The sequence below is a fragment of the Nucisporomicrobium flavum genome (assembly GCF_016464385.1).
Taxonomy (GTDB): Bacteria; Actinomycetota; Actinomycetes; order Mycobacteriales; family Micromonosporaceae; genus Actinoplanes; species Actinoplanes flavus_A.
This window is the reverse complement of the sequence record NZ_JADMLH010000019.1, coordinates 1-22692: the sequence shown is the minus strand read 5'-3', so window position 1 is coordinate 22692 and position 22692 is coordinate 1. Positions and strand designations below refer to the sequence as shown.

At 72.1% G+C, this 22692-nt stretch carries 18 protein-coding genes; 12 read left to right on the top strand and 6 right to left on the bottom strand.

Annotated elements, in window-relative coordinates:
* The first annotated feature begins 6 nt into the window (after nucleotides 1-6).
* Nucleotides 7-852: a response regulator transcription factor gene (locus IT780_RS33075; protein WP_199515773.1), complete on the top strand. Its 846-nt coding sequence runs from the start codon at nucleotides 7-9 to the stop codon at nucleotides 850-852.
* A gap of 100 nt (nucleotides 853-952) precedes the next feature.
* Here IT780_RS33075 and IT780_RS33070 read toward each other — a convergent pair whose 3' ends face one another.
* Nucleotides 953-1366 (bottom strand): DUF5319 domain-containing protein, encoded by a 414-nt coding sequence (locus tag IT780_RS33070; RefSeq protein ID WP_199515772.1) that lies wholly within the window; start codon nucleotides 1364-1366, stop codon nucleotides 953-955.
* 120 nt (nucleotides 1367-1486) lie between these two features.
* Here IT780_RS33070 and guaB point away from each other — a divergent pair, with 120 nt between their 5' ends.
* The 3 genes from guaB to IT780_RS33055 all read left to right on the top strand — a co-directional run bounded on the left by guaB (nucleotide 1487) and on the right by IT780_RS33055 (nucleotide 5730).
* Entirely contained in the window at nucleotides 1487-2974 is a 1488-nt protein-coding gene (gene guaB / locus IT780_RS33065) for an IMP dehydrogenase (RefSeq protein ID WP_199515771.1), read from the top strand.
* 12 nt (nucleotides 2975-2986) lie between these two features.
* Nucleotides 2987-4105, top strand: coding sequence for a GuaB3 family IMP dehydrogenase-related protein (locus IT780_RS33060; RefSeq protein WP_199515770.1), 1119 nt, complete (start codon nucleotides 2987-2989; stop codon nucleotides 4103-4105).
* 203 nt (nucleotides 4106-4308) lie between these two features.
* Nucleotides 4309-5730 (top strand): M1 family metallopeptidase, encoded by a 1422-nt coding sequence (locus IT780_RS33055; protein ID WP_199515769.1) that lies wholly within the window; start codon nucleotides 4309-4311, stop codon nucleotides 5728-5730.
* A gap of 118 nt (nucleotides 5731-5848) precedes the next feature.
* On the opposite strand, the gene IT780_RS33050 is transcribed toward IT780_RS33055, so the two are convergent.
* Nucleotides 5849-6943: an LCP family protein gene (locus tag IT780_RS33050; RefSeq protein ID WP_199515768.1), complete on the bottom strand. Its 1095-nt coding sequence runs from the start codon at nucleotides 6941-6943 to the stop codon at nucleotides 5849-5851.
* 147 nt (nucleotides 6944-7090) lie between these two features.
* On the opposite strand from IT780_RS33050, the gene IT780_RS33045 reads away from it, so the two are divergent.
* From IT780_RS33045 to guaA, 3 genes are all read left to right on the top strand, one after another.
* Nucleotides 7091-8878, top strand: a complete 1788-nt coding sequence (locus IT780_RS33045) for a S8 family serine peptidase (protein ID WP_199515767.1) — start codon at nucleotides 7091-7093, stop codon at nucleotides 8876-8878.
* A gap of 111 nt (nucleotides 8879-8989) precedes the next feature.
* Nucleotides 8990-10696, top strand: coding sequence for a S8 family serine peptidase (locus tag IT780_RS33040; protein WP_199515766.1), 1707 nt, complete (start codon nucleotides 8990-8992; stop codon nucleotides 10694-10696).
* A gap of 87 nt (nucleotides 10697-10783) precedes the next feature.
* A complete protein-coding gene (guaA, locus tag IT780_RS33035) occupies nucleotides 10784-12337 on the top strand; it encodes a glutamine-hydrolyzing GMP synthase (protein ID WP_199515765.1) in 1554 nt (517 codons plus the stop codon).
* A gap of 575 nt (nucleotides 12338-12912) precedes the next feature.
* On the opposite strand, the gene IT780_RS33030 is transcribed toward guaA, so the two are convergent.
* Nucleotides 12913-13254 carry a PspC domain-containing protein gene (locus IT780_RS33030; RefSeq protein ID WP_199515764.1) on the bottom strand — a complete coding sequence of 114 codons (342 nt, stop codon included), beginning with the start codon at nucleotides 13252-13254 and terminating at the stop codon, nucleotides 12913-12915.
* Nucleotides 13255-13828: 574 nt separating this feature from the next.
* Between IT780_RS33030 and IT780_RS33025 the strand changes: the two genes are divergently transcribed.
* The 3 genes from IT780_RS33025 (at nucleotide 13829) to IT780_RS33015 (ending at nucleotide 16941) form a co-directional block, all read left to right on the top strand.
* Nucleotides 13829-14776: an NUDIX hydrolase gene (locus tag IT780_RS33025; RefSeq protein WP_199515763.1), complete on the top strand. Its 948-nt coding sequence runs from the start codon at nucleotides 13829-13831 to the stop codon at nucleotides 14774-14776.
* Between the two features lie 19 nt (nucleotides 14777-14795).
* On the top strand, nucleotides 14796-15737 hold the full coding sequence (locus IT780_RS33020; protein ID WP_199515762.1) for an NUDIX domain-containing protein: 942 nt from the start codon (nucleotides 14796-14798) through the stop codon (nucleotides 15735-15737).
* A 226-nt stretch (nucleotides 15738-15963) separates the two neighbouring features.
* Complete coding sequence (locus IT780_RS33015) at nucleotides 15964-16941, top strand: CDP-alcohol phosphatidyltransferase family protein (protein ID WP_372443857.1); 978 nt, start codon at nucleotides 15964-15966, stop codon at nucleotides 16939-16941.
* 52 nt (nucleotides 16942-16993) lie between these two features.
* On the opposite strand, the gene IT780_RS33010 is transcribed toward IT780_RS33015, so the two are convergent.
* The 3 genes from IT780_RS33010 to IT780_RS33000 all read right to left on the bottom strand — a co-directional run bounded on the left by IT780_RS33010 (nucleotide 16994) and on the right by IT780_RS33000 (nucleotide 20124).
* Complete coding sequence (locus IT780_RS33010; protein ID WP_199515761.1) at nucleotides 16994-18238, bottom strand: phosphatidylserine decarboxylase; 1245 nt, start codon at nucleotides 18236-18238, stop codon at nucleotides 16994-16996.
* 69 nt (nucleotides 18239-18307) lie between these two features.
* Nucleotides 18308-18700 (bottom strand): phage holin family protein, encoded by a 393-nt coding sequence (locus IT780_RS42315; protein ID WP_233413912.1) that lies wholly within the window; start codon nucleotides 18698-18700, stop codon nucleotides 18308-18310.
* Entirely contained in the window at nucleotides 18697-20124 is a 1428-nt protein-coding gene (locus IT780_RS33000; protein WP_233413917.1) for a PspC domain-containing protein, read from the bottom strand. Before IT780_RS33000 ends, IT780_RS42315 begins: the two co-directional genes overlap by 4 nt.
* A 443-nt stretch (nucleotides 20125-20567) precedes the next feature.
* Between IT780_RS33000 and IT780_RS32995 the strand changes: the two genes are divergently transcribed.
* Together IT780_RS32995 and IT780_RS32990 are read left to right on the top strand one after the other, a co-directional pair.
* Nucleotides 20568-21794: an ATP-binding protein gene (locus IT780_RS32995; protein ID WP_199515888.1), complete on the top strand. Its 1227-nt coding sequence runs from the start codon at nucleotides 20568-20570 to the stop codon at nucleotides 21792-21794.
* Nucleotides 21791-22456 (top strand): response regulator, encoded by a 666-nt coding sequence (locus IT780_RS32990; protein ID WP_199515759.1) that lies wholly within the window; start codon nucleotides 21791-21793, stop codon nucleotides 22454-22456. The genes IT780_RS32995 and IT780_RS32990 overlap by 4 nt, the downstream gene beginning before the upstream one ends.
* Nucleotides 22457-22692 lie beyond the last annotated feature (236 nt).

The window sequence follows — 22692 nt, the reverse complement described above, 5'->3', positions numbered from 1 at the left end:
ATCACTGTGCGTACCGTCCTCGTGTGCGTCCGTACCCCACTGGCGGCCCAGACCGTCGCGTCGACCGCGGCCCGGCTCGGGATGACCGGTGTCGTGCGGACAGCGGTCAGCGAGACCGAGGCCATGATCCGTCTGGCTGAGCGGCCGGCCGAGGTCGTTCTGGCCGACACCGCCGTGACCCGTCCCGACAGCGTCGGTTTCACCCGGCGCGTCCTCGCCCGCGCCCCGCAGGCGCAGGTCGTCCTCTTCGGCGCGGAAGACCCCCGGGTCGCCGCCGCCACGGTCGCCGCCGGCGCCCGCGGCGTCATCCGCGGCGTCGAGCACGACCTGGTCAGTGTCGTCGCCAAGGCACTGCTGCTCCTGCTGCTCCCGGTACGCCCCCAGGGCATGCCGATCAACGGAGCGAACGCCCAGCCGGCCGCGGTCGGTCAGGCGGGGCGCAACAACAACTCGGCCGCCGCGCGTGGCCTGCACCGTGACGGCCTGGCGATGGCCGGAACCCCGAACGCCGCGGGTATCCCGGCGATGCTGCCGAACTCCCCGATGGTTCCCGCCCAGCGTGGCGACGGGCCCGACATCGACCCGGTCACGGGCCGGCCGCTGGTGTGGCCCGGCAACGACGGCCGGGTCGGCGAGGCCGCTCCGGCCGGTCGGCGCCTGACCCTCACCGAGCGGGAGCTGCAGGTGCTGCGCGGCATGGCCGACGGCAAGAGCAACGCGGAGATCGGGCGGGAACTGTTCGTGTCCGAGGACACGGTCAAGACCCACGCCCGCCGGCTCTTCCGCAAGCTGGGCGCCCGCGACCGGGCGCACGCGGTGGCCGCGGGCTTCCGCGCCGGTCTCGTCGCCTGACCCCTGTCACGGCCGGGGTGGGTCGTGACCGGCGTCAGCCGAGCCCTTCGAAGCGAACGGGCCGCCCTCCAGGGGCGGCCCGTGAGCTGTACGACGACTGTCAGGACGACGATGACGACGCGTCGTCGTCCGTACCCTCCGTCAGCGTGTCGTGCACACCGTCCGCATACCCGCGGGCGTACTCCCACGTGACGTAGTGGTCGGGGTCCGGGTCGAACGCCGGCTCGTGCACCCTCGGCCGGCCGTTCGACAGCAGATGCCGCAGGTTGCCCCGCAGCAGATCCCAGTCGAAGTAGTGCGGCTCGTGGCAGTCCTCGCACTCTATGACCAGCCCGCGGATCCCCGTGGGGCTCAGCAAGGCCTGGTAGATCTCCAGGTCGGACAGGTCCTCGAGGACGTCCTGCCGCTCGGCCTCGGTCAGCGGATCCTGCTCGGCGTCCTCCGTGAGGTCGTCGAGTCCCGCGGCCGGGTCGGCGGGGTCACCGTTGAACGGGTCGATCGGCTCTTCTTGCACGCGTCTACCGTACCCATCAAGCGGCACTGTGTGCTGGCCCGCACGTGCTGTCCGCCCCCTCGGGCACGCCCTGGCCGATGAGTAGGATGTAACACTCCGCCTCTTCTCTAGGGATGATCTGTGGAAACTGAGTCCGCGCGCACGGTTCCTCTCGGTCTGACGTTCGACGATGTTCTCCTGCAGCCCGGCGAATCGGACGTCGTGCCGAGCCGGGTCAACACGATCACCAGGATGACCCGCAACGTCGAACTCTCCATCCCGCTGCTGTCCAGTGCGATGGACACCGTCACCGAGGCGCGGATGGCGATCGCGATGGCCCGGCAGGGCGGCATCGGCGTGCTGCACCGCAACCTCTCCCTCGAGGACCAGGCGTCCCAGGTCGACCTGGTGAAGCGCTCCGAGTCGGGGATGATCACGAACCCGGTCACCTGCAGCCCGGACGACACCCTGCGCGACGTCGACCAGTTGTGCGGGCGCTACCGCATCTCCGGCGTGCCGGTGATCGACGGTGACGGCGTGCTCGTGGGCATCGTCACCAACCGTGACATGCGGTTCGTCACCGACGACAGCATCAAGGTGCGCGACGTCATGACGAAGGCGCCGCTGATCACCGCCGAGGTCGGCGTCGGCAAGGAGGAGGCGCTCGCGCTGCTGCAGCGGCACAAGGTCGAGAAGCTGCCGCTCGTCGACGACTCGGGACGCCTGCGCGGCCTGATCACGGTCAAGGACTTCACCAAGAGCGAGCAGTATCCGAACGCCGCCAAGGACGCCCAGGGCCGGCTGCGGGTCGCCGCCGCGGTCGGGGTGGGCGACGACGCGTACAAGCGGGCCCGTGCCCTGATCGACGCCGGCGTGGACGTGGTCATCGTCGACACCGCGCACGGTCACCAGCGCGCGGTGCTGGAGATGGTCGCGCGCCTCAAGAAGGACACCACCACGGACATCGTGGGCGGCAACATCGCGACGTACGCGGGAGCCAAGGCGCTGGTCGAGGCCGGCGCCGACGCGGTCAAGGTCGGGGTGGGCCCGGGCGCCATCTGCACCACGCGGATCGTCGCCGGCGTGGGCGTACCGCAGATCACCGCCGTCATGGAGGCGGCCCGGGCGTGCCGGCCCGCCGGCGTCCCGGTGATCGCCGACGGCGGCATCCAGTATTCCGGCGACATCGCGAAGGCGATCGTCGCGGGTGCCGACACCGTCATGCTGGGCGGGCTGCTGGCCGGCTCCGAGGAGAGCCCCGGCGACCTGATCTTCATCAACGGCAAGCAGTTCAAGCAGTACCGCGGCATGGGGTCGCTCGGCGCCATGCAGTCCCGAGGCCAGGCGAAGTCGTATTCGAAGGACCGCTACTTCCAGCAGGACGTCAACGAGGACAAGCTGGTCCCCGAGGGCGTCGAGGGCCAGGTGCCCTACCGTGGTCCGCTGTCGCGCGTCGCGCACCAGCTGATCGGTGGCCTGCGCGCGGCGATGGGCTACGTGGGCGCCGAGACGATCCCGGACTTGCAGGAAAAGGGTCAGCTCATCAGGATTACCGCGGCAGGTCTCAAGGAGAGCCACCCGCACGACATCCAGATGACGGTCGAGGCTCCGAACTACCACTCCCGCTAAGGGGCTTGAATCATGCGTGACGTTGTGGAGATCGGTCTGGGCAAGACGGCCCAGCGCGGGTACCACCTGGACGACATCGCGATCGTCCCGAGCCGCCGTACCCGGGACGTGGACGACGTGTCCACGGACTGGAAGGTGGACGCGTACCCGTTCAGGATTCCCTGCGTCGCGCACCCGTCGGACGCGACCATGAGCCCCGCCTCGGCGATCGCCCTGGGCCGCCTCGGCGGCCTGGGCGTGCTCAACGCCGAGGGGCTCTGGACGCGCTACGAGGACCCCACCAAGATCCTTGAGGAGCTGGCCTCGCTCGACGAGGAGGCCGACGCCACGAAGCGCCTCCAGGAGGTCTACGCCGAGCCGATCCGGCCGGAACTGATCGCCGAGCGGGTCCGCGCGATCCGCGAGGGCGGCGTCACGGTCGCCGTCCGCGTCTCGCCGCAGCACACCCTCGCGCTCGCCCCGGTGATCCTCGACGCGGGCGTCGACCTGCTCGTCATCCAGGGCACGCTGGTCAGCGCCGAGCACGTCTCCACCACGGACGAGCCGCTGAACCTCAAGGAGTTCATCGCCGACCTCGACCTGCCGGTCATCGTCGGCGGCTGCACCGACTACAAGACCGCGCTGCACCTCATGCGCACGGGGGCGGCCGGCGTCATCGTCGGCATCGGCGCCGACGAGTGGTCCACAACGGACACGGTTCTCGGCATCCGCGTACCGATGGCGACCGCGATCGCCGATGCGGCGGCGGCCCGCCGGGACTACCTCGACGAGACCGGCGGCCGCTACGTGCACCTCATCGCAGACGGCGGCATCCAGACCTCCGGCGACATCGCCAAGGCGATCGGCTGCGGCGCCGACGCGGTCATGCTGGGCGAGCCGCTGTCCCTCGCCGAGGGCGCCCCGGCCGGCGGCGCCTGGTGGCACTCGGCCGCCAGCCACCCGAGCCTGCCCCGCGGCGGCTTCTGCATCGCGGGCGAGCCGGACGGCACCCTCGAGGAGATCCTCTACGGCCCCGCGGACCGCCCGGACGGCCAGCTCAACCTCTTCGGCGGCCTCAAGCGCGCGATGGCCAAGTGCGGCTACAGCGACGTCAAGGAGTTCCAGAAGGTGTCGCTCGTTCTCGACCGGTAGATCAAGATCAAGGTCAAGAGCTCCATGTCGTAGCTCGGTGGGTGGCGCAGATCGTCGCTCCCGCCGAGGCCGGCCGGGGGCCCAGCATCCGCTGGCCCTCGGCCTTCATTGTGCGTAAGTGGGCAAACCCCGCCCTGTGGATAACCGGCGGCCTGGGCCCGGCGCGGACGTAGAGTCGCAGTCCAGGCGATGGGGGAATGGGCATGCGGGTTCGGATCGCGGCGGTGGTCGTCGCCGTGCTGGTCGCCGTGGCCGGCTGCACGGGCGATGATGATCCCCAGCCGGCCGCCTCCGCGTCGCCGTCTGTCGCGCCGAGTTTTGCGCCGGGGGCCGAGGGGGCCGGGGATCCCTACTTCCCGACGTACGGCAACGGCGGCTATGACGTCGTGGGATACGACCTGAAGCTGCGCTACGACCCCGCCAAGGGGCGGCTCGAGGGCACCGCCACGATCACGGCCGGGGCGACGCAGGACCTCTCCAGCTTCCACCTCGACCTCGCCGGCCTCACCGTCGGCAAGGTGACGATCGACGGGCGGCCCGCCACCGCGAAGGCGGAGAAGAACGAACTGATCGTGACCCCGGCGGCCGGCATCGTCGGCGGGCAGCGGTTCACCGTCGTCGTCGAGTACGGCGGCGAGCCCGAGCCGCTCAGCAACGAGGCGCTCGGCGTGGGCGGCTGGCTGCGTACGGCCGACGGCGGGTTCGCCCTGGGCCAGCCGGAGTCGGCCAGCACCTGGTTCCCCGTGAACGACCACCCCTCCGACAAGGCGACGTTCGCGCTGGCCATGACCGTGCCCGAGGGCGTCGAGGCGATCGGCAACGGCGTGCCCGGCCGGCGCACCACCGCCGACGGCTGGACCACCTGGACGTGGACCGAGTCGAAGCCGATGGCCAGCTACCTCGCCACGGTCGTCATCGGCCAGTACAGGGTGCAGACCTCCACCCACGACGGCAAACCGGTCGTGACGGCCATCCCCGAGTCCCTGCCCGCGGACGGCCCGGCGGCCAAGGCCATGGCTCGCACCACGGAGGTCGCCGACTTCCTCGCCACCCAGTTCGGCCCGTACCCGTTCGACGCGTACGGCGGGGTGGTCATCGACGACAACCGGGTCGGCTACGCGCTGGAGACCCAGTCACGGCCGGTCTACGGCAACGTCTTCTTCCGCACCCGGCCCAACGCCACGGTCGTCGCCCACGAACTGGCCCACCAGTGGTACGGCGACAGCGTCAGCCTCGACCGCTGGCAGGACATCTGGCTCAACGAGGGCTTCGCCACGTACGCCGAATGGCTCTGGCAGGAGCACGAGGGCGAACAGACCGCCCAGCAGGCGTTCGACCGCGTCTACCAGGGCTTCGACTGGAAGGTCCCGACCGGCGACCCGGGCCCCGAGCGCCTCTTCGGCGAAGCCGTCTACCAGCGCGGCGCCATGACTGTGCACGCCCTCCGCACGACGATCGGCGACGCCGCGTTCTTCAAGCTGCTGCGGTCCTGGCCCCAGTCCCACAGCGACGGCAACGCGACCACGGTCGCCTTCATCAGCGACGCCGAGGCGGCCGCGGGCAAGGACCTGGGCGACTTCTTCGAGGCCTGGTTGTTCGGAACGACCGCCCCGCCGCGGCCCTGACGACCCACCCGCCGCCGGCCGCCGGGTCGCTCCCGCTCCGCAGCCGTCCCGCCGGGTCGCTCCCGCGCCGCGGCCGTCCCGCCGCGCTGCTTCCGCGCCGCGGCCGTCCCGCCCGGCCCTACTTGGCGCGCAGCTCCGGGTGCTTTGCCAGGTACGCCTGCGGGTTCCCGGCCGCCACCGCCCGCACGAAGCCGCGCCCCGTCGACGTCAACTGCTCGCCGATGTAGCCGCCTCCGGAGAACACCGAACTCCCCGGCAGCGACACCAACGTCAGCCCGGACGGCTTCAGGTCCCGCAGCGCGTACGCGTACTCCAGCGGTGTCCGGCTCCCCGACGTCACCAGCGTGTCCCCCAGCGCGCCCAGCACCGACCGGAGCTTGGCCTGGTCGGTCGCCAGGCCGGCGGTCTCCGCCTTGGTGAGCAGGGCCTTGACGAGCTGCCGCTGGTGGCGCTGCCGGTCGTAGTCGCCGTTCGGCAGCCCGTAGCGCTGGCGGGCGTAGTCGATGGCCTGCCAGCCGACGAGCGTGCGCGTCCCGGGGAGGTAGGTCGCCTGCGGGCCGACGTAGTCGCCGCCGCCCGCGCGCAGGGGACGTGCGGTGCCGTCCGGCTTGCGGTGGTGCGAGACGACCTTCTGGTCGATGGTCATGGTGACGCCGCCGAGGGCGTCGGTCAGCTTGCTGAGGCCGTTGAACGTCAGGATGGCGCCCGCGTCGAACTTCTTGATGCCGGTGTACCCGGCGATCGTCCGGCTCAGCAGCTCGTACCCGTTGAAGACGTTCGCCTTGTCCGTCCCGGCGAGCTCCGAGCCGTACGACATCGCCTCGGTCAGCTTGTGCCGCCCGCCGCCGTAGCCGTTCTTCGCGTACGCGGGGATGTCGACGCGGAGGTCCCGCGGCAGCGAGTACAGATATCCGCTCTTGAGTCCCTCGTCGACGTGCAGCAGCATGATGGCGTCGGCATGCGGCTGCCAGTCCGGGATGCTGACGCGGGTGTCGACGCCGATCAGGAGCAGGTCCAGCGGGCCGGTGATGTCGGCTCCGGGCGGCGGGGGAGCGCTCGACGGCGCCGGTGCCGTGGACGACGCGGCGGGGGCCGGAGCTGCGGTGATGTCCGATCCGTCCGAGTCGGCACGCAGCGCGAAGGCGATCCCCACGCCGGCCAGGAGGACGACCACGACCGCGGCCGCCGTCCACAGGATCTTGTTGTTCCGCATGGTGGAACAGTAAGCGACACCAACAACCTGCTCAATGGGATGAAATCTCGCGTTGTGGAACGGGGCATTGAAAAACACAAGATCGGCCGTACGCTGACCGCCGCGATTCGCTCAAGCGGCGGTCGAACACGGGGAGGCACGTCCTACATGAAGCTTGTCTCACGGCGCGTCGTCGTCGGAGCACTGGCGGCCACGGTCGTCGCGGCTACCGCCGGCATCTCGACCTGGGCCCTGGCCGACGAGACGCCGTCGGCGCCGGTGCGGCTCGTCGTCGGCCTGAAGAAGGGCGCGGACGCCGCCGCCCCCATGCGTACCGTCTCGGCGATGGGTGCCCGTGCCGTGGACGCCTCGGGTCCGGCGCAGCAGGCGATGTCCGAGCTGCGCGCGCAGACCCTCGAGGTTTCGCAGGCGCGCCGGTCGCGGGTCGTCGAGGCGCTCAAGAGCGACCCGAACGTCGCGTACGTCGAGGTCGACCGCGTCCGCAAGGCGTACGACGTCCACCCGAACGACCCGATGTACGTGGGGACCGAGGGGACGGGGCTGCAGCCCGAGGTCGACCAGGTGAACCTTCCCGCGGCCTGGGAGACGACGACGGGCAGCGCCGTCAAGATCGCCGTGCTGGACACCGGCGTCGCAAAGGTCGGCGACCTGTCCGGCGCGGTGCTGGCCGGCTACAACTACGTCAGCAACAACACCAACACCGCTGACGACTTCGGTCACGGCACCACTGTCGCGTCGCTCATCGCGGCCCGCGGCAACAACGGCAAGGGCATGGCAGGCGGCTGCTGGAGCTGCATGATCCTCCCGGTCAAGGTGCTGGACAAGAACGGCTCCGGCTACGACAGCAACATCGCCAAGGGCATCGTGTACGCGACCAGCAACGGCGCGAAGATCATCAACATGTCGCTGGGCGGCACCGAGAACACCAAGGTGCTCGCCGACGCCGTCTCGTACGCGAACCTCAAGGGCGTGCTCGTCGTCGCCGCCGCCGGTAACGCCGGCAACACGCAGTACGCGACCACCAAGCAGTACCCCGCGGCGTACCCGGACGTGGTCGCCGTCGGCGCCACCGACCGCAACTCCGACGAGCGGGCGAGCTTCTCCAGCTACAACAAGTCCGGCGACAGCTGGGTCGACATGGCGGCCCCGGGCATCGTCACCGGCATGGACCGGTACGAGAACTACCACACCGGCGAGCCCGGCACGTCGTTCGCGGCGCCGATGGTCTCCGGCGCGGCCGGCCTCATCAAGACCATGCACCCCGACTACACCGCCTGGTCGCTGCAGCGGTCGCTGCTCACCTCGGCCCGCTCGATCGGCGCCGACAACGGCTGGGCCAAGTACGGCATGCTCGACGCCGCCAAGGCGCTGAACGTCAGCACCGACACCACCGCACCGACCATCACCGGCGTGTCTACCCCGGGCGAGGGCTGGCGCGTGCACGGCAAGATCCCGGTCAAGACCACCGGCATCGCCGACAACTGGTCCGGCGTGCGCAACGTCGACCTGTTCGCCGACGGCGTCTACAAGGCCCAGGACCGCACCGCGCCGTACGAGTTCACGTACGACACGGCCGGCAAGAACGGCAAGGTCAAGCTCGAGATCAAGGTCTACGACAAGGCCGGCAACCGTACGATCTTCACCCGCTCGATCATCGCGGACAACGTCGCGCCGACGGTGACGATCACCAGCGGCCCGGCGAGCGGCGCCACGGTCTCCGGCACGGTGAAGCTGGCCGCCACCGCCTCGGACACGAACGGCGTCCGGCGGGTCGAGATGCTGATCAACGGCTCGGTGAAGGCCACGGACACCACGTCGCCGTACAACTTCAGCTTCAAGGCGTCGAGCTACGCCTCGGGCATGAAGGTGCAGATCCGGGCGACCGACAACGCCGGCAACGTCAAGTCCGCGCCGACGAGGACGTACAAGCGCTGACCTGAACAGCACCGAAAGCCCCTGCCGAGCGCTCCCGGCAGGGGCTTTCTGCTACCCGATAGCTCCCCGTACGGTCCGGGTTCCGGCACCCGCCCGGCCCAGCGTGGAGGCATGATTCTGCGTGCACTGACGGCCGGTCTGATCGCCGGTGGCATCGCGCTGGCCCCCTCGCCGGTGCTCGCCGCTCCCTCTCCCGCCGACGCCGAACCGGTCTCGCTCGTCGTGGGGCTGCGCGCCGGGGACAGCGCCGGCGTCGTCGCGGACCTGGAGAAGAGCGTCGACGTCGTCGCCGCCGAACCGCTGACCGGCGCGGTCGCGGTGGACGTACCCGCCGGCCAGGCCACCGAGGCCGCCGACGTGCTGCGCGCCGATCCCGCCGTCGCGTACGTCGAGCAGGACCACCTCGCCACCATCGCCACCACCCCGAACGACCCCGCGTACGGCGCCCAGTGGGGCGTCACCCGGACCCGCGTCGACGACGCCTGGGACACCACCCGGGGCCGCGGCGGCGTGGTCGTCGCCGTGGTCGACACCGGCGTCAAGGCGCTCCCCGACCTCTCCGGGCGGATCCTGCCCGGGTACGACTTCGTCAACGACGACAGCAACGCCACCGACGACCAGGGACACGGCACGTCGACCGCCGACGTCATCGCCGGCTCGGGCGACAACGGCGTGGGGATCGCGGGCATCTGCTGGTTCTGCAAGATCCTGCCGGTGAAGGTGCTCAACTCGTCCGGCGTCGGCTCGTACAGCGACATCGCCGAGGGGATCCGCTGGGCCGCGGACAAGGGCGCCGACATCATCAACCTGTCGCTGGGCGGCGACTCGGACAGTCAGGTGCTGCGGGACGCCGTCGCGTACGCCAGTAGCAAGGGCGTCCTCGTCCTCGCGGCCGCGGGCAACGACGGCAGCTCCGCTCTGCACTACCCGGCGGCCATCCCGTCGGTGATCGCGGTCGGCGCCTCCACCAGCACCGACACCCGCTACTCGTGGTCGAACTACGGCAGCAGCTGGGTGGATCTCGCGGCGCCGGGCTGCAACCCGGCCCAGTCCATGAACGGCATCGTCACCCAGTTCTGCGGTACGTCGTCCGCCACGCCGTTCGCGGCCGGCGTCGCGGCGCTGCTGGCCTCGACCACGCCCACCCCGACCGCCGCGACGATCCGGTCCGCCCTCACCACGTCGGCGGACAAGATCACGGGCGGCTGGGTCGCCTCCTCCTCGGGCCGCGTCAACGCCGCGGCGGCCCTCGCGTCGCTGCCGGTCGCCGACGACGCGGTCGCTCCGGCCACGTCGTTCGTGTCGCCGTCCGCCTCGGCTCTCGTCCGCGGCACGGTCAAGGTGAGCGCCAAGGCCACCGACGACATCGGCATCGCCAAGGTCGAACTGCTCGCCGGCGGCGTGGTCGTCAACGTCGACCGGGTGGCGCCGTACACGCTCGCGTGGCGGCCGGCGATCCGCGGCGGGACGATGACGCTCATGCTGCGCGCGTACGACCGTGGCGGCAACGTGGCGACCGCCACCCGCAAGGTCCTCGTCGACAACTGGGGACCGGCGGTCCGGATCACCTCGGGCCCGGCCAGCGGCACCCGCCACATTCGCAAGACCCGCTACGTGGGCGCCCAGGCCACGGACCGCAACGGCATCCGGAGCATGGAACTGCTGGTCAACGGCAAGATCATTCAACGGTACGCGGGCAGCACGCACACCTTCGCCGTACAGACGTGGAAGTTCGGCAGCAAACTCAAGGTCCAGATCCGCGCCTACGACCGTGCAGGCAACGTCTCGTACGCTCCCGCCCGCACCTGGTACCGCTGACGTCCCCTCGCCGGTTCCGGTGCGGTTGTCCACAGCTGCCGCCCCGGGCCGGGAGGGCCGTCCCTCCCGCCGGTAAACTCGCGGGCCATGAGCACACCGCGTCCGGTCCTTGTCGTCGACTTCGGCGCCCAGTACGCCCAGCTGATCGCCCGCCGGGTCCGCGAGGCGCGGGTCTACTCCGAGATCGTGCCGCACTCGATGCCGGTCGCGGAGATGCTCGCCAAGAAGCCGGCCGCGATCATCCTGTCCGGCGGACCGTCCAGTGTGTACGAGCCCGGCGCCCCGGTGCTCGACCCGTCGCTGTTCGCCAACGACGTGCCGGTGTTCGGCATCTGCTACGGCTTCCAGGCCATGGCCCAGGCGCTCGGCGGCACCGTCGCGCACACCGGATCCCGGGAGTACGGGCGCACCCTTCTCGCCCCCGCCTCCCAGGCCGGGACGCTGCTGCGCGAACTGCCCGCGGACCTGCCCGTCTGGATGTCGCACGGCGACTCGGTGACGGAGGCGCCGTCCGGCTTCTCGGTGACCGCCTCCTCGGCCGGCGCGCCCGTCGCCGCGTTCGAGGACCTCGGCACCCGCCGCGCCGGCGTGCAGTTCCACCCCGAGGTGGCGCACACCCAGCAGGGCCAGGAGATGCTGCAGCGCTTCCTGTACGACATCGCGGGCATCGAGCCCACCTGGACCCCGACGAACATCATCGAGGACCAGGTCGCCGCGATCCGCGAGCAGGTCGGCGACAAGCAGGTGATCTGCGGCCTGTCCGGCGGCGTCGACTCGGCCGTCGCGGCGGCGCTCGTCCACAAGGCGGTCGGCGACCAGCTGACCTGCATCTTCGTCGACCACGGCCTGCTGCGCGCGGGCGAGGCCGAGCAGGTCGAGAAGGACTACGTCGCGGCGACCGGCATCCGGCTCAAGGTGGTCGACGCCTCCGACCAGTTCCTAGGCCACCTCGCCGGCGTCACCGACCCCGAGCAGAAGCGCAAGATCATCGGCCGGGAGTTCATCCGTACCTTCGAGGCGGCGGCCCGCGAGCTCGACGCCGAGCGCCACATCGAGTTCCTCGTCCAGGGCACCCTCTACCCGGATGTGGTCGAGTCGGGCGGTGGCACGGGCACTGCCAACATCAAGTCGCACCACAACGTCGGCGGCCTCCCGGACGACCTGCAGTTCGCCCTGATCGAGCCGCTCCGCACCCTCTTCAAGGACGAGGTACGCGCCCTCGGCGCCGAGCTCGGCCTCCCCGAGGAGATCGTCCAGCGCCACCCGTTCCCGGGCCCGGGCCTCGCCATCCGCATCATCGGCGCGGTCGACCGCGAACGCCTCGACATCCTCCGCGCAGCCGACCTCATCGCCCGCGAAGAACTCACCGCGGCGGGCCTCGACCGCGACGTCTGGCAGTTCCCGGTGGTCCTCCTCGCGGACGTCCGCAGCGTCGGCGTCCAGGGCGACGGCCGCACCTACGGCCACCCGATCGTCCTCCGCCCGGTCTCCAGCGAAGACGCCATGACGGCCGACTGGTCCCGCCTCCCGTACGACGTGATCGCCACAATCTCCACCCGCATCACCAACGAGGTCCGAGAAATCAACCGAGTCGTCCTCGACGTAACCAGCAAGCCCCCGGGCACGATCGAGTGGGAGTAACCCCACCGGCCCGCTCAGGCTGAGCCCCGGCCGTACCGGCCCGCTCAGGCTGAGCCCCGGCCGCACCGGCCCGCTCAGGCTGAGCCCCGGCCGCACCGGCCCGCTCAGGCTGAGCCCCGGCCGCGCCTCGGCGGCGCTCCGGTTCCGCCGCGCCAGGATTGCGATCCGCCGCGGGCTTGCGCCGCCGCTCGCGCTGCGCCGAGTCGCGTCGAGCCCGCGGTTTGCGCCGGGCTGCGCTGGCCGGGCCGCGCTGGGTCTGCGGGCTTGCGCCGCGTTACGCCGGGCGGGTCGTGCCGGGCGGTTCGCGCTGGGTGTGCGGGCTTGCGCTGCGCTGGCCGTGCCGTGCCGTGCCGTGCCGGGCCGGGCCGGCCAGGCCGTGCGGGCCAGGCCGTGCCGGGTCTGCGGCTGGCGCCGTCCCACGCCGGCCGGTCGTGCCGGGCCCACCGTGACCACCACGCACGCGTCGTGCCTGCTCACCGTGGCGTATCGGCCGCTTTCCGCAGCCGGCCCGGCCGGTTTCGCCCGTGCGCGGCGCTCATCGTCCACCCTCCCGGCGGGACACCGCCTGGCAGGTGTCAGGCTGCCGGCGGCGTGCTCGTCGGGCCCGGCTGGCCGGCGGCGGGCTGCGTCCACGCCGGCCCGGCCGGGTACCCGGCAGGCTGACCCCACGACGGGTCGGCCGGGTCGCGCCAGGCGGGTCCGGCCGGCGCCGGCTCCTCCGGCATCAGGAACCATGCGATCGGGTAGGCGAGCAGCCCGACCCCCCAGGTCATCACCGTGAGGACGGCGAACCCGACCCGGATCAGCACCGGGTCGACGGACAGGTACCGGCCGATGCCGCTGCAGACCCCGGCCACGATCCGGTCGTCGAGCGGGCGGCGAAGTTGCTTGTACGGGGCGACAGTCGGTTGAGTCATGCCTCAAGGGTCGTCCCCGGGGTGCCTCGCCGACCTCGGTGACTGCCCGGAGAGCGACCCTGATTCGTCCCCGGGTACGGACACTGCACCGCGCGAAACCCGCCCCGGAAAGCCACCCGGACGGTCTGCGGTGAGCGATGGCGATCGGCGGCGGGCCCGGCCGGCGACGGGGCCGACGGCGAACGGGGGCGTCAGCGGGGAGCGGCGGCGACAGAGGGGCGGCGACAAGAGGGCGGCGACAGAGGGGCGGCGACAAGAGGGCGGCGACAGAGGGGCGGCGACAAGAGGGCGGCGACGAGGGCCGCGGTCGGCGGGAAAGCGGCGGCGGTGAACGGCGGTCGTCGGCGGTCGGTCCGGGCCGCAGCCACTCCGTCGCCCGGCCGGATTCGTCCCGTCAGGGCGGCCCGTCCCCTGCACCCCAACCGGGTGGGTTACGACACATTGCTGTGTGTTACATACTTGCTGCGATCGGTGCGCAGAACCGCCCTGATCTGCGATTACTGAGGGCTATCGCCCTGTCAGGAATCCGACAGACGTTTCCTGGAGTTAACATAAACCGGGCAAGATGCCGCCCGTGACCCCCGCACTGGAGCCGCTTCGCAGGATCGCGGCATATGCCGTCGCGACCGACCCCGAAGGTCGCGTCCTTCTCGTCCGTGCCTCGACCCGGTCGGGTACGCCCGGCGTCTGGTCGTTGCCCGGCGGCGCCGTCGACCACGGTGAGGATCCCAACCACACCGTCGTACGGGAGACCGCCGCCGAGACCGGCCTGTCCGTCGCCGTCACCGGCCTTCGCGACGTCCTGGCCGACATGAGGTCGTTGCCGCACCGTGGCGTCACGATCCACACCGACCGCCTGATCTACGAGGTGTCCGTCCGCGGCGGGAACCTCATCGACCGCGTCGGGCAGCCGACCGACATGGCTCGGTGGCACACCCTCGAGGAAGCTCAGGAGCTGAAGCTGCGTCCGTTCACGGCCGCCGCCCTGGGGCTTCCGGCCGCCTCCGCGGACCTGCGGCCCGAGGAAGTGCCCGACTTCCCGTCGTTCTACGCGTACGCCGGACCGGATGGGCTGCACCGCGCGCAGCGCTTCGCCGCGTACGCGATTGCGACCGATCCTTTTGATCGTCTGCTGATGACCCGCATCGCTCCGGGGTATCCGGGGGAGGGGCGCTGGCACCTGCCCGGCGGCGGCACGGACTACGGCGAGCAGCCCGGCACCGCCCTGATTCGCGAGCTGGTCGAGGAGACCGGCCAGCAGGGGCGCCTCCTGGAGCTTCTCGGCGTCGCCAGCCATCGGGACGCGGCCTCGCTCGGCCCCGAGGGCTACCCGATCGACTGGCACGGCGTACGCGCCTTCTACCGGGTCTTCGTCGAGTCGCCGACGGACGTGACCGTCGGGGACGTGGGCGGGTCGACGTCCGAGGCCTGCTGGATGGCGCTCAGGGAGGTCGGCGAGCTGCCGGACGACCAGGTCACCGAGGTCACCGCCGAGGCACTCAAGGCGGCCGGCCTGATGTGAGGTGGCTAGCCTTGCCGGTGTGAAGGTCAGACGAATCGGCGCGTACGGCCTGTGCCGTGATGCCGCCGGCAGCGTCCTGCTCGCCCACAACTCGGCCCTGTCCGCGTTCCCCGGCCTGTGGACGCTGCCCGGCGGCGGTGTCGAGCAGGGTGAGGACCCGGACGACACCGTCGTGCGGGAGTTCGCCGAGGAGACCGGCCTCCGGGTACGCATCATCGGCCTGCACTCCGTCACCTCCGACGTCTTCCGCCTTCCGGGGACGGATACGTGGGAGCACACCGATCGGATCATCTACGACGTCGAGGTCGTGGGCGGGGACCTGCGTGATGAGGCCTCCGGTACGACGGACCGCGTCGCGTGGGTGACGCCGGGCGAGGTGCCGGTGATGCCGTTCACCGCCGGCGTGCTGGGGCTGCCCGTGGCCCCCTCCGACGTGCCCGCCGATCCGGACGAGCCGCCGGTGCGCACCAATCAGCGCTTCGGGGCGTACGGGGTGGTGACCGACCCGGATGGGCGAATTCTGCTGACCGAGATCGCCCCGGGCTATCCGGGCGCCGGAATGTGGCACCTCCCCGGCGGGGGGACCGATCACGGTGAGCTGCCCGAGGTGGCGCTCGCCCGGGAGCTGGCCGAGGAGACCGGGCAGCACGGACGGGTGACCGGTCTGATCGGTACGTCGCACCGCCACGACCCCGCCGCGCTGGGCCCGGAGGGCGTACCGGTGGATTGGCACGTCGTGCGCGTGCTGTTCAGGGTTTTCGTCGACCGGCCGACAGAACCAGTGGTGATGGAGGAAGCGGGCGGCTCGACGGCGGCGGTGGGGTGGTTCGACAAGGTCACGGTGCGTGAGCTACCACTGACCGATGTTGCCGCCGCGGCGCTGCGGACGGTCGCCGGGGAGGGGCCGGCGGCACGCGGAGGAAAGTGGTCATCGGTGATCGGGTTGCGCGACCTCGGTTAGACTCGTCACAGGGCCAGGTAGTGAGCGTGCCTCCTCGCCCCCACGGAGGATGAAAACTCCACATGACGTTGTTACACACGACGGTCGATTTCCTCTCTCGCCAAGAGAGCCCGGCTGTGCGATCGTGTAACCCGCCTAAATTACGGTCCGTAGACGTACGGGCGATGGGCAGCACCCCGCGACGGCCGATGCCGGCGGGCTAACCGACCCCCAGATGGAGGAGCACGTGCCGAGAACCCCTTGGCGCCGGCGTCGTACGACGGATAGTCCCCGTCCCGCCGGACGTCGTTGGGCAGGCCGGCTGCGCCGCGGCGGAAGTCTCGCCCGGCAGGCCCTGCTGGTGCGAGTGGGGCGCCGTTCCGGTGATGCCGGACGCGCTGCCACGGCCACCCGGGCCGAGGTGATCTACACCGGCACGGAGCTCGCTCCGTACGCCGGGCGTGGCCGTACAGTGGCCACCTCCGGCAGCCATGGCCCCGTCGCCATGGCCCAGCCGGTCGTCGTCGAGGCCGATTCCGGAGCCCTGCTCCCCGGTGAGCGCACCGTACGCCGCCGGATCAGCTTCGCCGTCGTCAACGGCTGCACCCTCGCGAGCCTGGCCCTGGGCCTGCTCGCCATCTTCCTGGCCATGCAGGGCGAGCCCCGGTTCGCCGCGGCCTGCCTCATCGCCTGCGTGGCGTTCGACGGGCTCGACGGCGCCCTCGCGCGCCGGCTCGGGGTGTCCAGCCCGTTCGGGGCCCAGATGGACTCCCTGGCCGACATGTGCTCGTTCGGCCTGGCCGCGCCGGTCGTCGTGTACGCGTCCCTGGCCCACACGGTTCCCACCGCGGCCGCCGCGGTGGCCTGCATGCTCGTCGCCGGCTGCGCGGCCATCCGGCTCGCCCGCTTCAACGTCTCGCCGAAGGACGGCAAGTTCTTCGCCGGTGTCCCCACGACCATGGCCGCGGCGGTGCTCGCCGTGACCGTGCTGATCGGGCTCCCGCTTCCGGGGATCGCGGTGCTGGGCGGCGTGGCCGTGCTGGCGTTCGCGATGGTGTCCAGCTTCCCGTACGCGAAGCTCGCCCGGATTGTGAAGTTGCCGCCGTGGCTGTGGCTCCTGCCGATCGTGGGTGCCCTGGTCGACGCCCGGCTCACGTTCGTGCTGATCGTCGGGACCTACCTGGTCAGCGGCCCGGTCATGTGGCTGCGCACCCGGGGCGTCTGACCCGATCGACGAGAAGTGCCCACCCAGCCTCGCTGGGTGGGCACTTTCGCGTTCACTTCCAGCGCGCGATGACCGAGGTGCCGCCGCGGACCGTCTCGCCGACCGTGACCGTGGCGTCGGCCTTGTCGGCGGGGAGGTAGACGTCGGTGCGGGAACCGAAGCGGATCAGGCCCATCCGCTCGCCGCGGGCGACCAGCGAGCCGACCGGCGTGCGCTGCACGATCCGGCGGGCGATCAGGCCGGTCCGCTGGGCGACCGCGACCGTGCCGTGGTCGGTGTCGAGGATCGTGTACGCCGCCACGTTGTGCTCCGCCGCCGCCGTCATGGCGTTCGCGTAGCCGCCGTCGATGACGAAGTAGTCCGTCACCCGGCCGGCCACCGGCATCCGGTTGACGTGCACGTCGAGGACCGACAGGAACACCGCGATGCGCAGGAACTCGCCCTCGCCCAGGCGCTCGTCGGTGAGCCGCTCGACCGAGAGCACCCGGCCGTCGCTGGCCGCCACGACCGCGTTCGGGTCGGTGGGCACGTCCCGCTCGGGGTCCCGGAAGAATGCCGCCACCGGCGCCGCCAGCAGGGCAGGCAGCAGCCAGAGCCGGGACTTGGGGCGCGCCGAGCGGGCCAGCGCGGCCAGGCCGAGGGCGATGCCGGCCGCCGCGACGCCGTTCGAGTCGATGTGCATGCTGCGGGTCACCGGCACGCTCGAGGGACGGTACGCCGGGGCCAGCGTGGCCGCCTTCGCGGTGTCCGCCGGGCTGAACCGGAGCCGGTGGATCCGCAGCGGAGGCTGGTTGCGGGCGACGAGGTCGGAACCCACCCCGAACAGGGCGCTCTGCCGGAACAGCTCGGCGGCCGCCCCGCCCGTACGCCCGGGCACCGCCGGCGTGGCCACCGAGACGACCGCGCCGTCCGCCAGGTACTTGCTGAGGCCGTCGAGCGTCGCGCGGGTCTCCTCGGCGGTGCCGGTCAGCGGCTCGCCGAGCACCACCACGTCGGCGGGCTCCGCCTCGGCCAGCGACTCGACGATCCGGACCCGGTCGGCGATCCAGCTGCCGAGGCCGGTGATGTGGTCCCGCAGCAGCTCGGCGGTGCTGCGCTCGCCCGCGACCAGGGTCAGCGTGTCGCCGGGCAGCAGCGCCTCGACCGCCGCGGCCACCACGGCCGAGGAGTGGTCGGCGCCGACCACCAGGGCCGTCGTCGCCGCGTTGTGGCGGGCGAACTCGGCCGTGAGGCTGCGTGCGGCGCGCGGGCCGACGCCGGTCACGGGGGCGGTGGACACGGAGGGAAACGGCGTCATGCGCAAGAGCATATTGCGCCGCCCGCCGGTCCCACCCGCTGGTGTGACCGACGGACGGCGCTGTGTCGCTCAGTCCTGGTGCCCGTGGTGCCGCGGCTGCCCGTGGTGCCGCGACGCGTCGGGCTTCTCGGCGGCTGCCGGCGGCGCCGGCGGCAGGTCGACCCGCTCCGCCGGGTTCTCCAGCAGCTCCCGGACGATGTCGGCGTGCATCTCGGGCGGCAGGTCGCCCGGCACCTCCACCTCGGCCTCCGCCGCCACCGGCGCCGGGACCTCGGTGCGCCGGCCGGACCGGATCGCGCCGAGCAGGCCCAGGGCGCCGAAGAGGATCAGTACGCCGGCGACGAGCCAGCCCAGCGCGGGGAGCCGTACGGTGACCACCTGAGCGACCGCCCACCAGGCCGCCACCAGCAGGAAGATCAGGCCGAAGCTCAGTGAGATGCCGTCGGTACGGTGCGGCCTCATCGGGTCACCTCCACGTTGCCCGTGTTCATCTCGACGGTCAGCCGTAGCGTGCCGCCGCCCTCGCCGTCGGGGCCGAGATCGGAGACCGCCTGCACGTTCAGGTTGCCGGTCAGCTCGCGGCCGTACAGCAGCGCCCGCCCGTCGTTCATGGTCAGCGAGGTCGTGGTGTCGACGTTCGCCGGCAGGAGCACCCTGACCTGCCCGAACTTCATCGCCACGGTGACCGCCTGGTCGTGCCCGGCGAAATTGACCGAGCGCAGGTCCAGCGTCGCGTTGCCCACCGAGAAGTCGTAGCGGTCGGCCACGGCGGCGAGGCTCTGCGGCCGGTACGAGCTGTTGGCGAACTCGCCGCCGAAGCGCTCGACGCCGCTGGAGACGGCCAGCCCGAAGGTCGCGAGCACGGCCAGGAAGATGAGCCCGCGGGCCCGGCCGAACCACGCGCCGACGACCAGCCCGAGCGCGATGGTGGCCAGCGCGGCGGCGAAGTACCCCGACACCGGAACGTCCGCGCCGGCGGAGTCGAACAGCGCAAGGACGCCCATCACGACCACCAGCAGGGAGAACGTGATGCGGCCCAGCTTGGAACGCTCGCGGGGCGGCTTCGGCGCCTTGGGTGGTGACGGCGGTGCCGGAGGAGCGTACGGCGGCTGCGCGGCCCCCTGTGCCCACGGCCCGTGCGGCGCGAACGGCGGCCGGTAGCCCTCGGTCGGCCGGGCGAACGACGGCGGAATCGGCGGCAGTGGCGCGGACGTGTTTGTCGGGAAGGGCGGCATCGGGGGCATGGGGGGCATCGGCGGCAGCGGGGCGGTCACCGGTTCGCCGGCCGGTTCTGCGGCGGCCGTCTCGGTGAACGCGGTCGCGGGCTCCTCAGCCGGCGCCTCCGCGGGGGCCGGCGCCGTCGTGGCCGGCTGCGCCGGTGCTGCAGCGGGAAACGTCGCGGTGGCGGCCCACGGGTCGGCCGGAGCGGGCCCAGCGGTCACGGGACCGCCGGCCCGGTTCGACTTCTTGAGGGCCAGCGCGCCGACGACCAGCACCGCGGCGGCGAGCAGCGTCGCGCGGAAGCCGTCGCGGACGATGAAGGCGAACGTCAGGGCCGCGGCGGCACCGAGCAGCACCACGGACAGCGGCGCCATGGTCGAGCGGCCCCGGCCGAGCAGGGACTCGATCGGGGAGGCCGTGTCACCCTCGGCGGGGATCAGCAGCCACCCGGCGAGGTAGATCAGCACCCCGACGCCGCCGAAGAAGCCGAGGACGGCCAGCAGCACCCGCCAGAGCACCGGGTCGGTGTTGGTGGCGCGGCCGATCGCGCCGCAGACGCCGGCGATGTACCGGCCGCGGGCCGGGCGGATGAGCTTGTCGCGGGAGAACGTGGGCCCGTCGGGCGCGCCGAACCACGGCGGCGGGCTGCCCGGCGGAGGCGGCATGCTTCCAGCGGGGGGCGGCGTGCTGCCCGAGGGGGTTTCGGATGGGGGTGTGGTGGCGCCCGGCGGGGGCGGCGGCGGGTCGTCGGCCGGCGGAGCGCCCGGTGCGGGCGGCTCGTACGCCGGCGGGACCTCGCCCGAGGCCGGCGCCTGCGGGGGCGCCGGCGGGACGGCCGAAGGTGCCGGAACGTCCTGCGACGACCCGGCAGCTCCGCGGGACTGGGCAGCTTCGTCGGTCATGGCTTCGATACTGGCGGTACGGGCACCCGGCCCGCCTCAGGCGCCGACCCTGATGCCACCCTGAGATCGGGGACACGGATACCTGGGGGTCATTCCCCGTAGCCCCCGCTCACCGCGGCGTGTGACGATCGAACCGGTCCACGAGTACGGCGTGACGAAGGAGGACAGCGATCACCGCCACCGCAGCACCCTCGCCGACGCGCCGCCTGTACCGGCCGCGCGACCACCGTGTCATCGCCGGGGTCGCTTCCGGGATCGCGCGTCACCTCAGCATTCCCGTGACCGCGGTGCGCGTCGCTCTGGTCGTACTCCTGGGCTTCAACGGTCTTGGTCTTCTGCTCTATGCCGTGTTCTGGGCGGTGCTGCCGCAGCAGGTGCCCACCGGAGAGCCGAAACCCCGCCGCGACCTGGTGCTCCTGCTGCCGTTCGGCGCGATCGGCCTCGGCGTGATCCTGCTCGAGGGACTGCTGTTCGGCGACGACAAGGGCGTGGCCGGCACCGCCGGCTGGCTGGTCGCCGTCATTGCGGTGGGCGCCGGCGTGATCTGGCACCAGTCCGACCCCACCCGGCGCGGCCACTGGGGCGACAACCAGGCGCCCTGGCTCGCCGCCGTCGTCGCGGAGAGCGACCGCCGCTCCTTCCTGTTCCGCTTCATCGGCGGCGGCGTCCTGGTCGCGGTCGGCGTCATCGGCGTCTTCGCCGTGTACGGCCCCAAGAACAACCTCGTCATCGTGCTCAACGGGGTGATTTTCGCCCTCGTCGGCCTGCTCGGCGTCGGCGTGGTGGTGGCTCCGCTGCTCTGGCGGACGTTCAGCCAGCTGCGCAACGAGCGCGAGGGCCGCATCCGCGAGCAGGAGCGCGCCGAGGTGGCCGCCATGATCCACGACCAGGTGCTGCACACGCTCGCCCTCATCCAGCGCAACTCGACCGACATCAAGGAGGTCCAGCGGCTCGCCCGGGGGCAGGAGCGCTCGCTGCGCAACTGGCTCTACAAGCCGGCCGCGTCGCCGACCGAGCGGTTCGGGGCGGCGCTGGAGCAGGCCGCCGCCGAGGTCGAGGACACGTACGCGATCTCCGTCGAGACCGTCGTCGTGGGCGACACGCAGTGTGATGAACGGGTCGCCGCCCTCGTCGCGGCCGCCCGGGAAGCCCTGGTCAACGCGGCCCGGCACGCGGGCGTCCAGACCGTCTCGCTCTACGCCGAGGTGGAGGACGAGGAGCTCAGCGTCTTCGTCCGCGACCGCGGCGCCGGCTTCGACCTCACCGCCGTGGCCGAGACCCGGCACGGCGTCCGTGGTTCGATCATCGGGCGCATGCAGCGGCACGGCGGCAAGGCCGTGATCCGCAGTTCACCGGGGGACGGCACCGAGGTGCGCCTGACGCTGCCCGCCTCGCGCGAGAGCGTCACCGCCGGAAAGGAGAACGCACGATGACCGAACCCACCGCAGACGAGGGCCGACGCCTCACCGTCTTCCTCGTGGACGACCACGCCATGTTCCGCGCCGGCGTACGCGCCGAGCTGGGCGCGCACGTCGACGTGGTGGGGGAGGCCAGCTCCGTCGCCGAAGCGGTCTCCCGCATCGCCGCCACCATGCCCGACGTGGTGCTCCTCGACGTCCACATGCCCGACGGAGGCGGCCGCGCCGTTCTGGAGGCCATGCGCCGCAGCCACCCCCAGGTCAAGTTCCTGGCCCTGTCGGTGTCCGACGCCGCGGAGGACGTGATCGGCCTGATCCGTGCCGGCGCCCGCGGCTACGTCACCAAGACCATCTCCCCGGACGAGCTGGCCGCCGCGATCAAGCGCGTGGCCGACGGCGACGCGGTCTTCAGCCCCCGGCTCGCCGGCTTCGTGCTCGACGCCTTCGCGGCCCGCCCGGACGTCCCGGTCGCCGACCCGGAACTCGACCAGCTCACCAACCGCGAGCGCGAGGTCCTGCGGCTGCTGGCCCGGGGGTACGCGTACAAGGAGATCGCCAAGGAGCTCTTCATCTCGATCAAGACGGTCGAGACGCACGTGTCGAACGTGCTGCGGAAGTTGCAGATGTCCAACCGGTACGAGCTCTCCCGCTGGGCAGCGGACCGCCGGCTCGTCTGAGCGGTCCCCGAGGCCCCGGCTCCGGGGTCTTCGGGGCTCCGTGGGCACCGCTGCCCCGGTGCGCGGTCGGCGCTTGGCAGTGTCAGCCGCGGCCGGGCTGTTCCGCCGTGCCTGCGCCGTGCCGCGCATGCACGCTCGGCCCGCGTCGCCCACCCGGCCCCGCGCCGCCCCGCGCCGCCCCGCCCCGCGCCGCCCCGCGCCGCCCCGCCCCGCGCCGCCCCGCCCCGCGCCGTGCC